The sequence below is a fragment of the Williamsia sp. Y853 genome (assembly GCF_056786495.1).
This window is the reverse complement of the sequence record NZ_JBXCJC010000001.1, coordinates 316679-331044: the sequence shown is the minus strand read 5'-3', so window position 1 is coordinate 331044 and position 14366 is coordinate 316679. Positions and strand designations below refer to the sequence as shown.

The window sequence follows — 14366 nt, the reverse complement described above, 5'->3', positions numbered from 1 at the left end:
ACCTGAACTTGCTGCCGACCACCGCGCCCTGCTGGTCGAGGTGTGAGGTGGGCCGTCGTCACTGAAGTCCTCTCGCGGTATTCTCGCCCCGCGACTGCGGGACAGATGTGATCGAGGAGGCGACAGTGACACCCACCGGTGGTTTCACCGTCGCATCGTTCAACGTCAACGGCATCCGTGCGGCCCGGCGCCGCGGGTTCGATGACTGGCTGGTTCAGCGCGCCCCGGACGTGGTGGGGTTGCAGGAACTACGGTGCGGCATCGATGACGTCGGCGACTTCGGTGACCACATCGCGTCGATCGACGTCGGTTCGATTCCGGGACGCAACGGGGTGGCGATCCTGACCCGGCACGAACCCGCCGCGGTGCGCACCTGGTTGACGCATCCGCCGAAGGCCAGGGGGCTGTCGGTGTTCGCTGCCGAGGGCCGCTACATCGAGGTCGATCTGGCCGATCGGCCCCTGACCATCGGCAATCTCTACCTCCCCAAAGGCGGCCTGCCCGCCGAACTCCAGCGCCCCGGATCGATGCGTGAGCAACCCGACGGCGGAGTCAAATATGCTCGGAAGCAACGGTTTCTGGCCGGGTTCGCCCGCGAGCTCGAGCGCAACCGGCGGGCCGCGCGGCAGGCCGGACGGGAGTTCTTGCTGCTGGCCGACCTCAACGTGGCGCACACCGAATACGACGTGACGAACTGGCGCGCCGCCCGCAAGATGGAAGGCTTTTTGCCGGAGGAACGAGCCTGGTTCGATGAGATCACCGGACCGCGTCGGCTGGTCGATGTGGTGCGCACTCTGCACGGTGACCGTCCGGGCCCGCTCACCTGGTGGAGCTGGGCAGGGGAGTCGTTCGTGAAGGACGTCGGCTGGCGCGTCGACCACCAGCTGGCCACCCCGGGCCTAGCCCGGCGCGCACGTCGGGTCACCGTCGACAAGGAATCCGCGCCCCAACTCCGGCTCTCCGATCACGCCCCGCTGATCGTCGAGTACGACGACGTTCGCTCGGAGAATTCACCCTCGCTCGGGTTGTGACGCGAGCGAGGGGTGAGATCAGCGGCGTCGGCCCTTGCCTGCCGGCTTCCCCGAGGCTTGGCGGCGCGCCTGTTTGGCCAATGACTTCTCCTTGGCAGAGCGCTTGGGGGCAGGTTCGGAGCCGCCCCTCGACGACGTGGATTTACGTCCACGCACGATGCCGATGAACTCGTCGGCGAGCTCAGAGGTCGGGGCCGGCCACATTAGACCGACGGATCCGGCCGGTGCGTCGGTCACCGGACGAAAGACCAGATCCTTGCGATGATGCAGTCGGGCCAGCGACTGCGGGACCAGGATGATGCCGGTACCCGCCGCGACGAGTTCCATTGCGTCGCCGGTGGTTTCCGGTTGATGGTCCACTGCTGTTCCCGGCCGATTCGACATCACGATGGGCTCGTCGAGCGGCCACAGGAGTTGTTCGTCGGCGAGGTCGGTAACGCTTATCTCATCGCCAACGGTGAAGACGTGGTCTTTCGGTACGACCACGACGGTCGTCTCCTCGTAGAGCTCGATGGTGTGGTGCGGCCCCGGGTCGCCGTGGCGCAGTGCGTCAGGCAGGCGGGTGATCGCCATCTGCACCCGCCCCTCGCGGATTGCGTCGGTGCACGCGGCGACGTCCATCGCGATGAGTTCGAGAGGCGTCTGCGGGATTCGTTCACTCCAGGTGCGAACCCACTTGCCGGGTGTTACGCCGGGCACGTACGCCAGCCGAAATGAGGGGGCGTCGTCGGGTGTGGTCACGCCAAGAGGCTACCGCCCGATACCCTCGACATATGAGTTCGCAGTCGATGAAGTCGGCCACCGCCGCCAAGAAGTTGGACGTGTACCTGCCGGCGACGCCCGCCGAGTTCCAGGAGGGCGTCATCACCCGTGCCGAACTCGATGGGCTGCAGGCGGACCCGCCGGAATGGCTGCGCGATCTGCGCGTCAACGGGCCCCACCCGAAGAACCTGGTGGCGATGAAACTGGGGATCTCGAAGGGCGCTCTCGTACGCCACGGCATCACCGAGGCGCTGACCACAGAGCAGATCAACGCCCTCCTGTCCGAGATGCCCGACTGGCTCGAGGCCGAGCGCGCCACCCAGATCGAGGTTCGCAAGGAAGCGGCTACCGAAAAGCCGGCACCTACCGACCGGCCGCGCGCACGAAGAAGAAAATAAGTATCCCGATGATGGTGGCTTTCGGCGAGTAAAAGCCCCAGGTGGGCCTCGCCAGAAGCCACCACCTCTGGCTTTACCGTGCCACCGCCGCGTCGGTCACCGAACCCAGCGCCGCAAGCAGATCGGCCGACGACGCGACCGCACCGAAGACGCCGCCCTGCATCGTCACCATCTGCAGGGCCGCTTGGTGATTCGACGGATCCGTCGCCCCGGTGCAGTCGGAGAGGACAAGGCATTCGTAGCCGCGGTCATTGGCCTCGCGCATCGTGGTGTGCACGCAGACATCGGTGGTGATGCCGGTGAGGATGATGTGCGTGATTCCGTTGCGGCGCAACACCAGGTCGAGATCGGTGGCATAGAACGCGCCTTTCCCCGGCTTGTCGATGATCACCTCGCCGTCGATGGGTGCGACTTCGGGCACGATCTGCCAACCTTCTTCACCGCGCACCAGGATCCGGCCGCATGGCCCTTCGACCCCGATCTCTGCCCCGATCTGTGCGGACCGCCAGCGTTTGTTCTCCGGCAGGTCGGAGAGATCGGGACGGTGTCCTTCACGGGTGTGGATGACGGTCAGTCCCGCGGTGCGGGCGGCGGCCAGCACCCGGGCCGTCGGCTCCAGTGGTGTGCGGGTGAGGGAAAGGTCGTAGCCCATTGCGTCCACGTACCCGCCGGGGCCGCAGAAGTCGGTCTGCCAGTCGATACACAGCAGGGCGGTCGACTCCGGTCGGAACGAACCGTTGTACGGCCAGGCGTACGGAGTGGCGCCGGGGAGGGTCGGGAAGGCAGAAGCGGTTGTCACAGAGTTCCTTTGACGAGATCGGGTGGTGTGTGATCGCTGGTCACGCGGCGGACGGGACGGTCGCCGGACGGATGATGCGATCGTGTGCGAGAGCTGTGAGTGTGGCGACCACAATGCCCACGACGACCACGCAGAGTTCGGGCAACAGATAGTGGGCGGCGAGAGCGGCGGCCGCGCCGAGGCCCCACGCGATGAAGGCGCCGGCCTCCCAGGCTCGGTCCGAACTGCGGGAAGCCTTGCGGCGCAACATTTGATCGGTGATCAGCACTGCGCCGAGTGGCGGCACGACGACGCCGAGCAGGTTCAGCCATTCCTCGAAGTGACTCCAGACCCCTGCCACCGCGAGGGCGACGCCGATCGCACCCAGCAGCACGGTCAACGGCCGCATGCGAACACCGGTCAGCTGACTCCAGCCGACCGCACCGTTGTACAGGCAGTGCGTGCACACCGACCCCAGATTGATGAATACGAATGCCACGGCCAGTGGGACGAGTATGCCGCCGTGATCGATCAGGATATTCAGGAAGCTGCCACCGGCGGTGCCGGGATCGTCGGAGGCACCCATCGCCACGATCACTCCGCCGATCGTCAATGCGATGGTGTTGCCCACCGGGAAAGCGCTGAATGCGGCGAGGAAACCTTCTCGGCCGTTCTTTGACCAGCGGGTGAAGTCGGCGGTCATCGTGCCCGAGTCTGCGAACAGCGCAACAACCAGCGTGACGGCGGCGCCGAAGCTGAGCGCGCTTGCGCCTGCCCCACCTGAGTACGAGGCGAAATCGGAGGCACCCGGCGTCGAGGAGGCCTCGACGATCGCCACGATCCCCAGCACCAGATACAGCGGCGCCGCGATGATCCCGATGACCGTCAGTGCGCGGATGCCCAGGAGTGTGGCCAGGAGATAGCCGACTCCGGCGATGAGCGCGATCAGGGTGGCGTTCCAGCCCATGCCGCTCTCGAGCGTCGACCCGGTCAGCCCGGTCTGGAAGGCGAACCAGCCGATCACGACCGTGGCCAAGAAGGCAGCCGGAATGCGGTAGCCGCGGGCGCCAAATGTGCGGGCCGCCATCAGTGCGAAGTTCTCGCCGGTCTTGCCTGCCTGGTGGCTCAGGATGCCGACGTAGGCCATCAGGATCAGATTGCCGGTGAGGATCGCTGCCATGCCGAGCCAGAAGCCGAGCGAGTACACCACCATGCCGCCGAAGACCGCGCAGGTCAGGATCATCGGGAAGCCCAGCCATACCGCCGACACCGAGAACAGTGACTTTCGTGCTGCGGTCGGAACCGGTCGGTCCTCGTACTCCTCGAAGGGGTCGACTGGTGGCGGGTTTTCGAGCGTGTCTGTGGTGGGTATGTCGGCGCCCGAATCGGCGTCGATCGTGCTCGCGTGGGGGGTCATGGAAGTCCTTCCGAGAAGGTGCGTGCGATTTCCTATAGGAAACAGTCCCTACTGTCGTTTTGGGTTTCGCGTTTGTGAACTGGTTGTTAAACCGACTTCGGGCGGTATTTTGTGGTCCTCACGGGACAATTCGTCCGTGGTCAATGCGACTGTGAAGCCCGCGGGTGACAACAGTTACATATAGGATTTCCGTCATGCCATCGAAGACGCCTGCCGAAGCGGTGCCGGTCGCCGACCTGATCAGGGCGGACGTGGAAGAAGAGATTCTCACCGGCCGTATGACGCCGGGAAGCAAGGTCAATGCGGACGAGCTCGCTCGTGTTCGCGGTGTCAGTCACATACCGGTCCGGGAGGCACTACGTGCGCTCGAGGCTGACGGATGGGTTGTCCGACGCCACCATCGAGGTACGTTCGTCCGCGAACGGGACCGCGATGAGATGGCCGACCTGTTCGAGGCGCGGCTCATCGTCGAACACCAGGCGACCCGATTGGCAGCGCAACGTCGTACCTCGGAGCAGCTGACGGAACTCGAAGAGATCGTGGCACGGCAGGCCGCCGCCGAAGATCCCGCAGTCCTGGCCGCGATCAATGCGGAGTTCCATGTCGCCATGGCGTCCTGCGCACAGAACGCAGTGTTGTCGTCGATGGTCACCGACCTCAACAAGCGGGTGCGCTTTTTCTATCTGCCCGCTGCGGGGAGTCGACGCGGGGACTCCGTGTCGGAGCATCGCGCCATCCTCGCCGCCATACGTGATCGCAGACCTGACGACGCCGCCGAGTTGCTGGCCGAGCACATCCGCGACACCCGCGATGACGCCTCCCGTCGGCTCGAGCGGCTAGAAGCTCGCCTCGAACGGGGCCGGGGGCAGGGTGACGACCTGGCCGGCGTAGCTCAGGCCGGCGCCGAAGCCCAATAGCAACGCTGTCTGGCCGCCTTTGGCCTTGCCGGTCACCAGCATCTCTTCGATGGCCAGCGGGATCGATGCCGCTGAGGTGTTTCCGGTGGTCTCGATGTCGTTCGCGACCGGAACATCGTCGGGTAGACCGAGATTGGCCTTCATCAGCGTGTTGATGCGGGCGTTGGCCTGATGCGGGATGAAGATCTCGATGTCTTCCTTCGCAACTCCGGACTGTTCGAGCACTCGTCCGAGTGCCTTGGGCAGAGTGATTGCCGCCCAGCGGAATACGCGACTGCCCTGCATCTCGACAACCATCCGGCCGACCGGTTCGGTCTCGGGATCCTTCGACTGAAACGCTTCGGCGCGGTCCATGTACCCGGGGATGTCGTAGTTCTGCGAGATGGCGTCGCTGTTCTCGCCGTCGCTGCCCCAGACGGTGGGGGAGATGCCGTTCTCCTCGCTCGGGCCGACCACCACCGCTCCGGCTCCGTCGCCGAAGATGAAGGCGGTGTTGCGGTCGGTGGGTTCCATCACCACCGACATCGTCTCGACCCCGATCACCAGTACATGCCGGGCCGAGCCGGACCGGATCATGTCCGTCGCCAGTCCGAGGCCATAGCCGAAACCACCGCAGCCGGACGCGACGTCGAAGGCCGGGATCCCGTTGATACCGAGGTCAAGAGCCACTACCGGGCCGCCATGGGGAATTTTTGTCTTCCAGCTGCCGGTCGCCAGGATCAGTGCGCCGATGTCTTTACGATCAATGCCGCTGTTCTTGATGGCGCGATCGGCGGCCGCGACAGCCATGGACCGTGCGGTCTCGTCCCCGCTGATCCATCGACGGCTCCGGATTCCGCTGCGTTCGAAGATCCATTCATCCGTCGAGTCGAGGATCTCGCACACTTCGTCGTTGGTGACGATCCGTTTCGGTCGGTACGCGCCGATCCCCAAAATCGAGACGTTGCGATGGCCAGTGGTTGCCGCGATGTTCATGCCTGATCCGAGCCCCTTCGATCGGTTCACCGAGTTCATCGATTTTTCGCAGGGTACGCGCTCTCAGGGCCTGTGCGGGGGAGGCGCTACGCCTTCAGTTCCTGTCGAAGCAAATGTGATTGGTTGCGCGCCAACTGTCATCGTAGGGCGCCTGGGTGGAGACGTACCCACCCGTCGACTACATTCTGCAAAGGGGTGGGGTTCGGTGCGTAGTGCACCGAGCATTTCGAAAGGCTGACCAACCTCGATGCGCATCACCTCCACACTCGGGGCTCTCGCTCTGGCTTCACTCGTCGCTCTGACCACTGCAACATTTGGTACGGGCGCCGCCTCGGCGAACATCGGCGAGGCCGGTTCGCAGGCCTACATCACCAGTATCGAAACCCTCACGGACCAGCATCGGGTGATCAATGTGTATTCGCCTTCGATGGACTCCATCGAAGCGCTTGATGTGCTCGTCCCAGCCGACCGCAGTGAGCCGAGCCCAACCCTGTACGCGCTCAACGGCGCAGGCCAGGGTGTGGTGGAGAAGTCCGGTTGGTTCGAGGCCACCGACGTCGTCGACTTCTTCGCCGACAAAGACGTCAACGTGGTCTCCCCGCGGGGCGGCACATTCAGTTACTACGCCGACTGGATCAACGATGACCCGGAACTCGGTCACAACAAGTGGGAGACGTTCCTGACGAAGGAGCTGCCGCCGGTCATCGACGCCGAACTCGGCACCACGGGTGTCAATTCCATCATGGGCATGTCGATGAGCGGCTCGTCCTCGTTGTTCTTGGCCGCACTTAGCGGTGACCTCTACCAGGGCGTCGCATCGTTCAGTGGATGCGCCCGGACCACCGATGTCGTCGGACGCGAATACATGAAGTTGGTCGTCGAGACCCGCGGCAAGGGCGATATGACGAATATGTGGGGCGAGCCGGAGAACCCGCTGTGGGCCGAGCACGACATGTACCTCAACGCAGACAAGCTCCGTGGCAAGACGATCTACCTGTCGAGCCGAAACGGGCTGCCCGGCAAGTACGACAACGAAGACAACGTGCGGCTCAACGGCCAGGTCAACAGCCTCACGGACCAGATCGTCCTCGGCGGCGGTATCGAGGCCGCAACCGGCCTGTGCACCCGGCAGGTCGCAGACCGGCTCAGTGAACTCGGGATCCCCGCGGTGACCGATCTTGATCAGCCCGGCAGCCATTCCTGGGGCTACTGGGAAGAGGACCTGCGCAAGTCCTGGCCCACGCTGGCGGCATCGATGGGTATTTCGGCCTGAAGCTTTCGGTGACTCAGCGGCCGTTGTGAATGCGGCGCGGGTCGACACCTTCGCGTTCCCAGCCGGCTGCCGCGTACTTGACGTACAGCCGGCGCACGGGAAGGCGGTTGAAGATCGGATTCGCCGCGCGCATGGCTGCGGTGAAGCGGTCGTAGCGCTTCTGCATCTTCGGGTTCCACTCCAGCTCGCAGACATCACGCATCTGCTGGGGCACGGTACCGATGACCACGGTGCGGACGACGGCGTTCAACGGACGTGACAGCACCACCCACACGGGCGCCGGAATCGATTTCGGGCGGGGCAGGCCTTTGCGCAGGTATCCGGTGGCGTAGGTGATCGTCTTTGTCGGCACGAAACGGTCCAGCATCGAGTCCCAGTACTCGCAGAATTCCGTGTAGGTCTGCGGCTCGTTGCGCGAGCTGACACCGTAGAGGCGGTACCAGGCCTTGCCTTCTTCGAAGATCTGCGCCTTCTCGGCGTCAGTCAGCCGCCGGATGAAGGTGTCGGCCGTGTAGATGACCTGGTCGATGAATGTTGCGTGCGCCCAATAGAACAGCTCGGGATTGAGTGCGTGATAGCGCGATCCGTCGCTGTCGATCGTCCCCTTGATCGGCTTGTGGAAGTCGCGGACCCGGCGGCCCCACTCGTGGGGGTTCGCGCTGTAGATGGTGTTCATGATCGGCGGCACCGTGCGCTGCGCGCGGCCAAGGAAATCGGAGAAGATCACCGAGTGGTCTTCGACGCCTTTGGCGAGCTGCTCGATGCAGTTCTCGGTGCCGGCAGTGCGCTGGAAACAGAATGCGCTGCGGATGTCGCCGGAGAACTTCCAGACCAGCGAGTCCGGGCCGAGCGGCGGTGCCGAGTCGGCGTCTCGATCGTCGATCGGCATGGGCGTGGCTTCGCGAACCGCGCTCTCAAATGCTGTCATGGCGCCCCCTGTGATGACACAACTATCTTTATCTGTTTCAACTGCTCCAACGGTAACAGGTTTCATCGCCGGTCATGCGCTGGGATTGCGGGTATGAAAAGGGGCTGTGAGACGTCAGTCGAGTATCTGTGTCACCAGATCATCGGCGCGAGGAACTTCTCCGCGAAGTGACGGGTGGCGACGGCATCGGTCAGGTCTAGCGCGCGGGAGCGGGACATCGCGAAGGAGGCCACGAGGCGCATCTGCAACTCGGCGGCGAGTCTGAGGTCGTCCGCAGGCATCGAAGCACCGGCCTTGCGCAGTGTGTGCGCGATGGCGTCGCTGAACGAGTCGATGACCGCGTCGGACTGCGATCGCTCGAATCCGATCAACAGGTCTAGCGCCTCGGGTTCGTCCGCGATCAGCCGCCGGGCAAGCGGGTTGGTGCGGAAAGCCTCGATGGTCTGGGTGAAGGCTTCGACCACGGCAGCGCGGGGGTCGAGGCCCTCGACCGAAGCGGCCACACCACGCATGAAGTCTGCTTGCATCCGCGCTCCGACGGCCGTGAGAAGATCTTCCTTGCTGGGAAACCGGCGGTACAGGGTGCTCCGGCTGACCTGGGCCTGCTGTGCGATCCGTTCCACGTTGGCGCCACGGACGCCCATCGAGGCGAACTCCGCGACGGCCGCCGTGAGTATCGCCTCTTCCTGTTCCTGCTGAGTTGCGTTGGTGCGTTGCACCTTTTCAACCCTACCGATCCGACTTCGATGGATGTTTGACGACATTCATTTCTGGCGACCGCCGAGCGCGAATGGCGCCGGGGTGCTTTAGTGATTCGGTGAAGCACCTCTATCGCGGACAGATCTTTCATATCGCGGGTTCGCCGAAAGTGACCACAGCGCACGACGCCCTTGTCTTCATCGAAGACGGCGCTCTTGTGGTCGATGAAAACGGCACCATTTCATGGTGCGGCGAATTCTCCTCGCTCCCAGATGAACACGACCATTCGGTGGTCGTCGACTATCGGCCCGGATTCATTCTTCCCGGGTTCGTCGACACCCATATTCATTTCCCGCAGACGTTCGCCGGTGATGCCTACGGCGGTGGGCAATTGCTGGAATGGCTCGAGCGGTGCATTTTTCCCTCCGAATCGAAACTCGGCGATCCCGAGTTCGGGCAGTTGGCCGCCGCCGAGTTCACACGCAGGCGGGTCCGGGCCGGGACCACCGCTGCGATGGTGTTCGGATCGGCATTCCCCCATGCGCAGGACGCATTGTTCGAAGAGACACAGCGACGTGGCCTGCGCATCGTCAGCGGTCGCGGGATCCAAACCCGCGGACCCGATTCCGCGGGTCCTCTGCTGACAAGCGAAGAGAAGGCCATCGAGCTGACCGCGGCAGAGGTCGACAAGTGGCATGGCGCCGACACCGGAGACGTCGCGACCGCACTGTTGCATGTCGCACTCGTGCCGCGGTTTTCACTGTCTGTGACACCGACGACGCTGGCGGCACTCGGTGAGCTGTACACCGACCTGCGATCGAAGGGCGTGTACGTCCACACGCACCTGAACGAGAACAATCGTCCGGGTACCGGAGAGGTCGATGCGACCAAGGCGGTCTATCAGGTCGACAGCTACCTCGACACCTACGATGGAAAGTTCCTGCCGGGTTCCAAGATCGGTGGTGACTCGCTCCTCGGACCACGCACGATCATGGCGCATTCGGTGCATTGCCAGGACGGAGAACTGGCCCGCATGGCCGAGACCGGAACCTCGATCTCGCATTGCCCGGTCTCGCAGCTGTTCCTGGGGTCGGGCACGATGCCGTGGCTGCGGACCGTGGCGTCCGGAGTGAACATTTCACTCGGCACCGATCACGGTGGGGGCGATGAATGGCTGATCTCGCGAGTTGCCAACGACGCCTTCAAAGTCCACATCACCGAGCCCGGTGATGCCGGGGTCTCGATGCATCCGGCGGAAATGCTGTTCGTATCAACCCTTGCCGGCGCCCGCGCGCTCGACATGGAAAACCGGTTCGGCAACTTCGACGTCGGCAAGGAAGCCGACTTCATCGTGATCGATCCCGAGCAGTGGCCGCCGCTGTACAACTCGGTCACCCATGGTGTTCGCGCTGACGATGCAGACTTGGCCCGGGATCAGTTGCTGTTTGCGCTCCTCATGCAATTGCGTGAACCCGCCATCGCATCGGTGTACGTCCAGGGTCGCAAGATCGACGAGGACTGATTCCGTAGATGATCGAAACATCCGGTGAGGCAACCGTTTTTGTTGCCTTTCACCCGGTCTCCGACAACGACTTCGCGGATTGGTCCGGGCGGGTGCGGGTGATCGCGGAGAATGCGGTCGGCTACCGGCACCTCGCGGTGGCCGGAGATCGGCAACCGGCGGTGGCGTTGACGTTTGCTGACGAGGCAGTGTTGCAGGCGTGGCTGGATTCACCGGCGTGGTCACGGTTGGTCAAGGTGGGGGCAAGTTGCGGCATCCGCCGCGAGTTCAGCGACCTGGTCACCGTCGACGGTGAACAACCACCATCCGGGGTGGGTATCTTCGTCCACCGGGTGGAACCGGCGAACGTGGCCGGGTTCATTGCGGCGCAACGCAAGTTGATGGATCTGAGTGCAGCCGCACCGGGTTTCGAGTACTCGATTCTCACCGGACCACGCCTGGCCCACGACGGAATCGAAGAGTGGACCGCCGTGGTCAAGTTCCGAACAGATGCTCTGCTGACCCGGTGGCGTGATGCTCCCGAACGTGCGCAGGCCCTTGGCGAACTACGGTCGAATCTCGAGCAAGACTTCTCTTCGTCGTTCGAGGCGAACTCGTTCGGTTCGATCGTGCGGGTCGCCGACGGCCGATCGGCGGCAACACCCGAATGGAAAGTCGGGATGATGGTGCTGCTGGTGCTCTACCCGACAGTGATGGTGCTGTCGCGTTTCGTGGGGCCGTACTTCGACCAGTGGGGCGCCGAGCCCTGGCTGTCCATGTGGCTCAGTCAGATTCTGTCGGTGTCGCTGCTGACGTATCTGTTGATGCCCATGGCCACCGCGGCGTTCTCGTTCTGGCTGGATCCGTTTCGAGGATCGTCACTCAAGGTGTCGATCGTCGGTGTCCTCGTGGTCGTTGTGCTCTACGCCGCCACCCTCGCGTTGTTTGCCAACGTACGGTGGCTGCAATTCTGGGACTATGCCTGAGCAGATAACTGCTGCGGCACTTGGGTAGTGCCTGGCCGGACCTCCCCGTCCGACCAGGCACTGGTCTGGGGGGATCAGCGGAAGATGGTCTTGACGCTCTGGTAGGCGGACATCGCACCGTTGACGTCGATGAACAGCGCACTGACGTGGACGGCCTCGGCGGTTCGGGTCATGATCGATCTCCTTACGATGCGGATCATCCTCTCGCCAGACAGTGTGCCACGTTCTTCAGGTGAGAATCGCTGTTTACATAAATACGTTCGATATGGGTCTGAACTGCGACAACTGATGTCCGTATTGGCCGGATCCCGTGTTCGGTGAGTCACCTACGGTCCTCTTTGTCGGTCGCGCAGTACATTGGGCCGATGGCAGTCGATGATGCGACCTCAGCCTTACTGGCCCGCTTGGCGGAGGCCGGTGAACCGCGGATTCGGCAGCTGCCGGTGGCGCAGGCCCGCGAGGTCTTCGCTGCCCTCGCCGAGCACTTGGAGCCGGGTCCAGATCTGTACGCGGTTGCCCAGGACACCGTGGTGGCCGATGACGGGTACCGGATTCCGGTGCGCGTCTACAGCGCGACCGAACAGCCTCGTGGGGTGATCGTCTATTTCCACGGTGGTGGTTGGGTGCTCGGATCCACCGCGGTATATGACTCGACCCTGCGGCGGCTGGCTGCGATCGCCAATTGTGTTGTGGTGTCGGCTGATTATCGCCTGGCGCCCGAGTATCGATATCCCACTGCTGCACATGACGCGTGGGATGTGACGAATTGGACGGCAGCGAGTTGGCCCACTCTGCCGCTGATTGTCGCGGGAGACAGCGCAGGCGGCAACCTGGCCACCGTGGTCGGACAACGCGCTGTCCGTGAATCCGGTCCCCTCATCGTGTTGCAGGTCCTGATCTATCCCATCGCCGACCATGATCTGGATACGGTCAGCTACCTCGATCCTGCGAATCAACTACTTCTGGACAGAGATTCGATGATCTGGTTCTGGAATCACTACGCGCCCGATCCGGACGTTCGGAACCAGGCGGACGCGTCGCCACTGCGGGGAGTCCTGGTCGGGTCCCCACCGGCGCTGGTGCTGATCCCCGAATATGACGTTCTGCGAGACGAGGGTGAAGCGTACGCCGTGGCGCTGGGGGACGCGGGAGTGCCGGTGCAACTCAACATCTTTGACGGCCAGATGCATGGGTTCGTCCAGTTCTCGGGAATCCTGCCTGCGGCCGACAAGGCGTTGGGGCTGATCGCCGAACAAGTCACTGCGGTCACCGGCGGGTGAGCATCGGCCGGTGGTCACACGCAGGAAGAGTCTGCATCAGGCAGGAGGATGTCGGAACCGGCCTCCACCACTTGGCGGGCGAGTACGGCAATTCTGATGTTGGAGTCCTGCGAGAACCTCCGGAGAAGTGCGAATGCCTGATCGGCATTGATGCCGAACCGTTCCATGATCATGCCTTTGGCCTGCCCGATCACGTCCCGGCTCTCGGCCGCGAGTTGTAACTGTTCGTTCTCGCGTGAGGCGGCGAAGGTGAGAGCTGCGTGGGCCGTGAACAACTCGCCGATCATCTTGGAATCGGCATTGAATCCGCCGACAGTGCGGCTGTACATGTTCACGGTCCCGATCCTGTTCGCACCCGCGTCACATGGAAGGCAGAGCATGGCACCCAAACCGGCCGCGGCTGCCGATCGAGCGAATCGGCCCCACCGCGCGTCTCGGGAGACATCCTCGATCAGCACGGTTTCGTGGTGACTTACCGAGTGCAGGCTGGGTCCCTCTCCGAGGCTCATCTGCAGGCCGTCGCAGGTGCCCGCGAACCCATCGACCGCCACGGTTCGTTCGATCGACTCGTTGCTCGCGATGACGATGCTGACACCGTCGGCGGCCGGCATCAGATGCTTCGCCTTCGTTGAAATCGCCTCTGCAAGCGCGCGGATGTCACCGCGTTCCGCGTAGAGCTCTCGGGCGATCACAGCCAAATCCGCGGGGAGGGTTGTTGTGTTCTCGTTCATGGCCATCCCTTCGCGCTGCACGAATACCCGATGTCGATATTAGCTCCACGACGGACGGTGCACACCACGCCCCCTGTCTGTCGGAGATGGCCAATAGGTCTGTGCGGCAGTGACTCCCGTCAGAAATTTGTTGGGTGGAAGTACTTGGCACGCCCGCTGCGGAGTGCTAAAACTATCGGGCACAGTGATTTGGTCGCCCGCCAGGGTGGCGGGCCATGAGCGACGTAGGAGGTGGGTTGCTGTGCTTCGTTTTGATCCTTTCAGTGATGTTGATGCGTTGACCCGCGGATTGCTGGGTGCCAGGACCGAGGGGACGGGATCTTCGCGAACTCCCCGGTTCATGCCGATGGATCTATGCAAACTCGATGGGCACTATCTGCTGACGGCTGATCTTCCCGGCGTGGATCCGGGTTCGGTCGATGTGAACGTCGACAACGGTGTTCTGACACTCTCGGCACAGCGCACCGCCAGGTCCGATGACGGCGTGCAGTGGTTGACCAATGAACGGTTCTTCGGAAGCTATCGTCGCCAGCTGTCCTTGGGTGACGGAATAAACACCGCCGGAATCAGCGCGCACTACGACAATGGTGTTCTCTCCGTGACCATCCCGATCGCGGAGAAGGCCAAGCCCCGACGCATCGAGATCGAACACTCCGACAGTGGTCGCTCGATCGAGTCCAGCGGCTGACA

General features: G+C 63.4%; 15 protein-coding genes. 8 read left to right on the top strand and 7 right to left on the bottom strand.

Going from position 1 to position 14366, the window contains the following annotated elements:
* Nucleotides 1-125 precede the first annotated feature (125 nt).
* Nucleotides 126-1031 carry an exodeoxyribonuclease III gene (locus AC1TPF_RS01700; RefSeq protein WP_482142370.1) on the top strand — a complete coding sequence of 302 codons (906 nt, stop codon included), beginning with the start codon at nucleotides 126-128 and terminating at the stop codon, nucleotides 1029-1031.
* Between the two features lie 18 nt (nucleotides 1032-1049).
* On the opposite strand, the gene AC1TPF_RS01695 is transcribed toward AC1TPF_RS01700, so the two are convergent.
* The gene (locus AC1TPF_RS01695) at nucleotides 1050-1772 is read right to left on the bottom strand and encodes a LysR substrate-binding domain-containing protein (protein WP_482142369.1); all 723 of its coding nucleotides are present in this window, start codon (nucleotides 1770-1772) and stop codon (nucleotides 1050-1052) included.
* Between the two features lie 47 nt (nucleotides 1773-1819).
* On the opposite strand from AC1TPF_RS01695, the gene AC1TPF_RS01690 reads away from it, so the two are divergent.
* Entirely contained in the window at nucleotides 1820-2191 is a 372-nt protein-coding gene (locus tag AC1TPF_RS01690) for a DUF5997 family protein (protein ID WP_482143991.1), read from the top strand.
* A gap of 73 nt (nucleotides 2192-2264) precedes the next feature.
* Here the strand turns inward: AC1TPF_RS01690 and biuH are convergent, their stop codons facing one another.
* Nucleotides 2265-2990 carry a biuret amidohydrolase gene (biuH, locus tag AC1TPF_RS01685; RefSeq protein WP_482142368.1) on the bottom strand — a complete coding sequence of 242 codons (726 nt, stop codon included), beginning with the start codon at nucleotides 2988-2990 and terminating at the stop codon, nucleotides 2265-2267.
* 40 nt (nucleotides 2991-3030) lie between these two features.
* Nucleotides 3031-4386 carry a cytosine permease gene (locus AC1TPF_RS01680; RefSeq protein WP_482142367.1) on the bottom strand — a complete coding sequence of 452 codons (1356 nt, stop codon included), beginning with the start codon at nucleotides 4384-4386 and terminating at the stop codon, nucleotides 3031-3033.
* Nucleotides 4387-4580: 194 nt separating this feature from the next.
* Here AC1TPF_RS01680 and AC1TPF_RS01675 point away from each other — a divergent pair, with 194 nt between their 5' ends.
* Nucleotides 4581-5303, top strand: coding sequence for a GntR family transcriptional regulator (locus AC1TPF_RS01675; protein WP_482142366.1), 723 nt, complete (start codon nucleotides 4581-4583; stop codon nucleotides 5301-5303).
* Here the strand turns inward: AC1TPF_RS01675 and AC1TPF_RS01670 are convergent.
* The gene (locus AC1TPF_RS01670) at nucleotides 5223-6278 is read right to left on the bottom strand and encodes a beta-ketoacyl-ACP synthase 3 (protein WP_482143989.1); all 1056 of its coding nucleotides are present in this window, start codon (nucleotides 6276-6278) and stop codon (nucleotides 5223-5225) included. The genes AC1TPF_RS01675 and AC1TPF_RS01670 overlap by 81 nt on opposite strands.
* Nucleotides 6279-6525: 247 nt before the next feature.
* Between AC1TPF_RS01670 and AC1TPF_RS01665 the strand changes: the two genes are divergently transcribed.
* Nucleotides 6526-7551, top strand: coding sequence for an alpha/beta hydrolase (locus tag AC1TPF_RS01665; RefSeq protein WP_482142365.1), 1026 nt, complete (start codon nucleotides 6526-6528; stop codon nucleotides 7549-7551).
* A gap of 13 nt (nucleotides 7552-7564) precedes the next feature.
* On the opposite strand, the gene AC1TPF_RS01660 is transcribed toward AC1TPF_RS01665, so the two are convergent.
* Nucleotides 7565-8479 (bottom strand): oxygenase MpaB family protein, encoded by a 915-nt coding sequence (locus tag AC1TPF_RS01660; protein WP_482142363.1) that lies wholly within the window; start codon nucleotides 8477-8479, stop codon nucleotides 7565-7567.
* A 131-nt stretch (nucleotides 8480-8610) separates the two neighbouring features.
* Entirely contained in the window at nucleotides 8611-9198 is a 588-nt protein-coding gene (locus AC1TPF_RS01655) for a TetR/AcrR family transcriptional regulator (RefSeq protein WP_482136827.1), read from the bottom strand.
* A gap of 71 nt (nucleotides 9199-9269) precedes the next feature.
* Between AC1TPF_RS01655 and AC1TPF_RS01650 the strand changes: the two genes are divergently transcribed.
* From AC1TPF_RS01650 to AC1TPF_RS01640, 3 genes are all read left to right on the top strand, one after another.
* Nucleotides 9270-10700, top strand: coding sequence for a guanine deaminase (locus tag AC1TPF_RS01650; protein ID WP_482137318.1), 1431 nt, complete (start codon nucleotides 9270-9272; stop codon nucleotides 10698-10700).
* A gap of 8 nt (nucleotides 10701-10708) precedes the next feature.
* Nucleotides 10709-11665: an antibiotic biosynthesis monooxygenase gene (locus tag AC1TPF_RS01645; RefSeq protein ID WP_482142362.1), complete on the top strand. Its 957-nt coding sequence runs from the start codon at nucleotides 10709-10711 to the stop codon at nucleotides 11663-11665.
* Nucleotides 11666-12030: 365 nt separating this feature from the next.
* Entirely contained in the window at nucleotides 12031-12945 is a 915-nt protein-coding gene (locus AC1TPF_RS01640; protein ID WP_482136829.1) for an alpha/beta hydrolase, read from the top strand.
* 14 nt (nucleotides 12946-12959) lie between these two features.
* On the opposite strand, the gene AC1TPF_RS01635 is transcribed toward AC1TPF_RS01640, so the two are convergent.
* On the bottom strand, nucleotides 12960-13676 hold the full coding sequence (locus tag AC1TPF_RS01635) for a GAF and ANTAR domain-containing protein (protein ID WP_482142360.1): 717 nt from the start codon (nucleotides 13674-13676) through the stop codon (nucleotides 12960-12962).
* Nucleotides 13677-13917: 241 nt separating this feature from the next.
* Here AC1TPF_RS01635 and AC1TPF_RS01630 point away from each other — a divergent pair, with 241 nt between their 5' ends.
* Entirely contained in the window at nucleotides 13918-14364 is a 447-nt protein-coding gene (locus AC1TPF_RS01630; protein ID WP_482136831.1) for an Hsp20/alpha crystallin family protein, read from the top strand.
* Nucleotides 14365-14366: the final 2 nt, after the last annotated feature.

Coding starts and splice junctions, on each gene's coding strand:
- AC1TPF_RS01690 (WP_482143991.1), top strand. CDS start 1,820: ATGAAGTCGGCCACCGCCGCCAAGAAGTTGGACGTGTACCTGCCGGCG.
- AC1TPF_RS01680 (WP_482142367.1), bottom strand. CDS start 4,386: ATGACCCCCCACGCGAGCACGATCGACGCCGATTCGGGCGCCGACATA.
- AC1TPF_RS01675 (WP_482142366.1), top strand. CDS start 4,581: ATGCCATCGAAGACGCCTGCCGAAGCGGTGCCGGTCGCCGACCTGATC.
- AC1TPF_RS01670 (WP_482143989.1), bottom strand. CDS start 6,278: ATGAACATCGCGGCAACCACTGGCCATCGCAACGTCTCGATTTTGGGG.
- AC1TPF_RS01665 (WP_482142365.1), top strand. CDS start 6,526: ATGCGCATCACCTCCACACTCGGGGCTCTCGCTCTGGCTTCACTCGTC.
- AC1TPF_RS01660 (WP_482142363.1), bottom strand. CDS start 8,479: ATGACAGCATTTGAGAGCGCGGTTCGCGAAGCCACGCCCATGCCGATC.
- AC1TPF_RS01650 (WP_482137318.1), top strand. CDS start 9,270: ATGGCGCCGGGGTGCTTTAGTGATTCGGTGAAGCACCTCTATCGCGGA.
- AC1TPF_RS01645 (WP_482142362.1), top strand. CDS start 10,709: ATGATCGAAACATCCGGTGAGGCAACCGTTTTTGTTGCCTTTCACCCG.
- AC1TPF_RS01640 (WP_482136829.1), top strand. CDS start 12,031: ATGGCAGTCGATGATGCGACCTCAGCCTTACTGGCCCGCTTGGCGGAG.
- AC1TPF_RS01635 (WP_482142360.1), bottom strand. CDS start 13,676: ATGAACGAGAACACAACAACCCTCCCCGCGGATTTGGCTGTGATCGCC.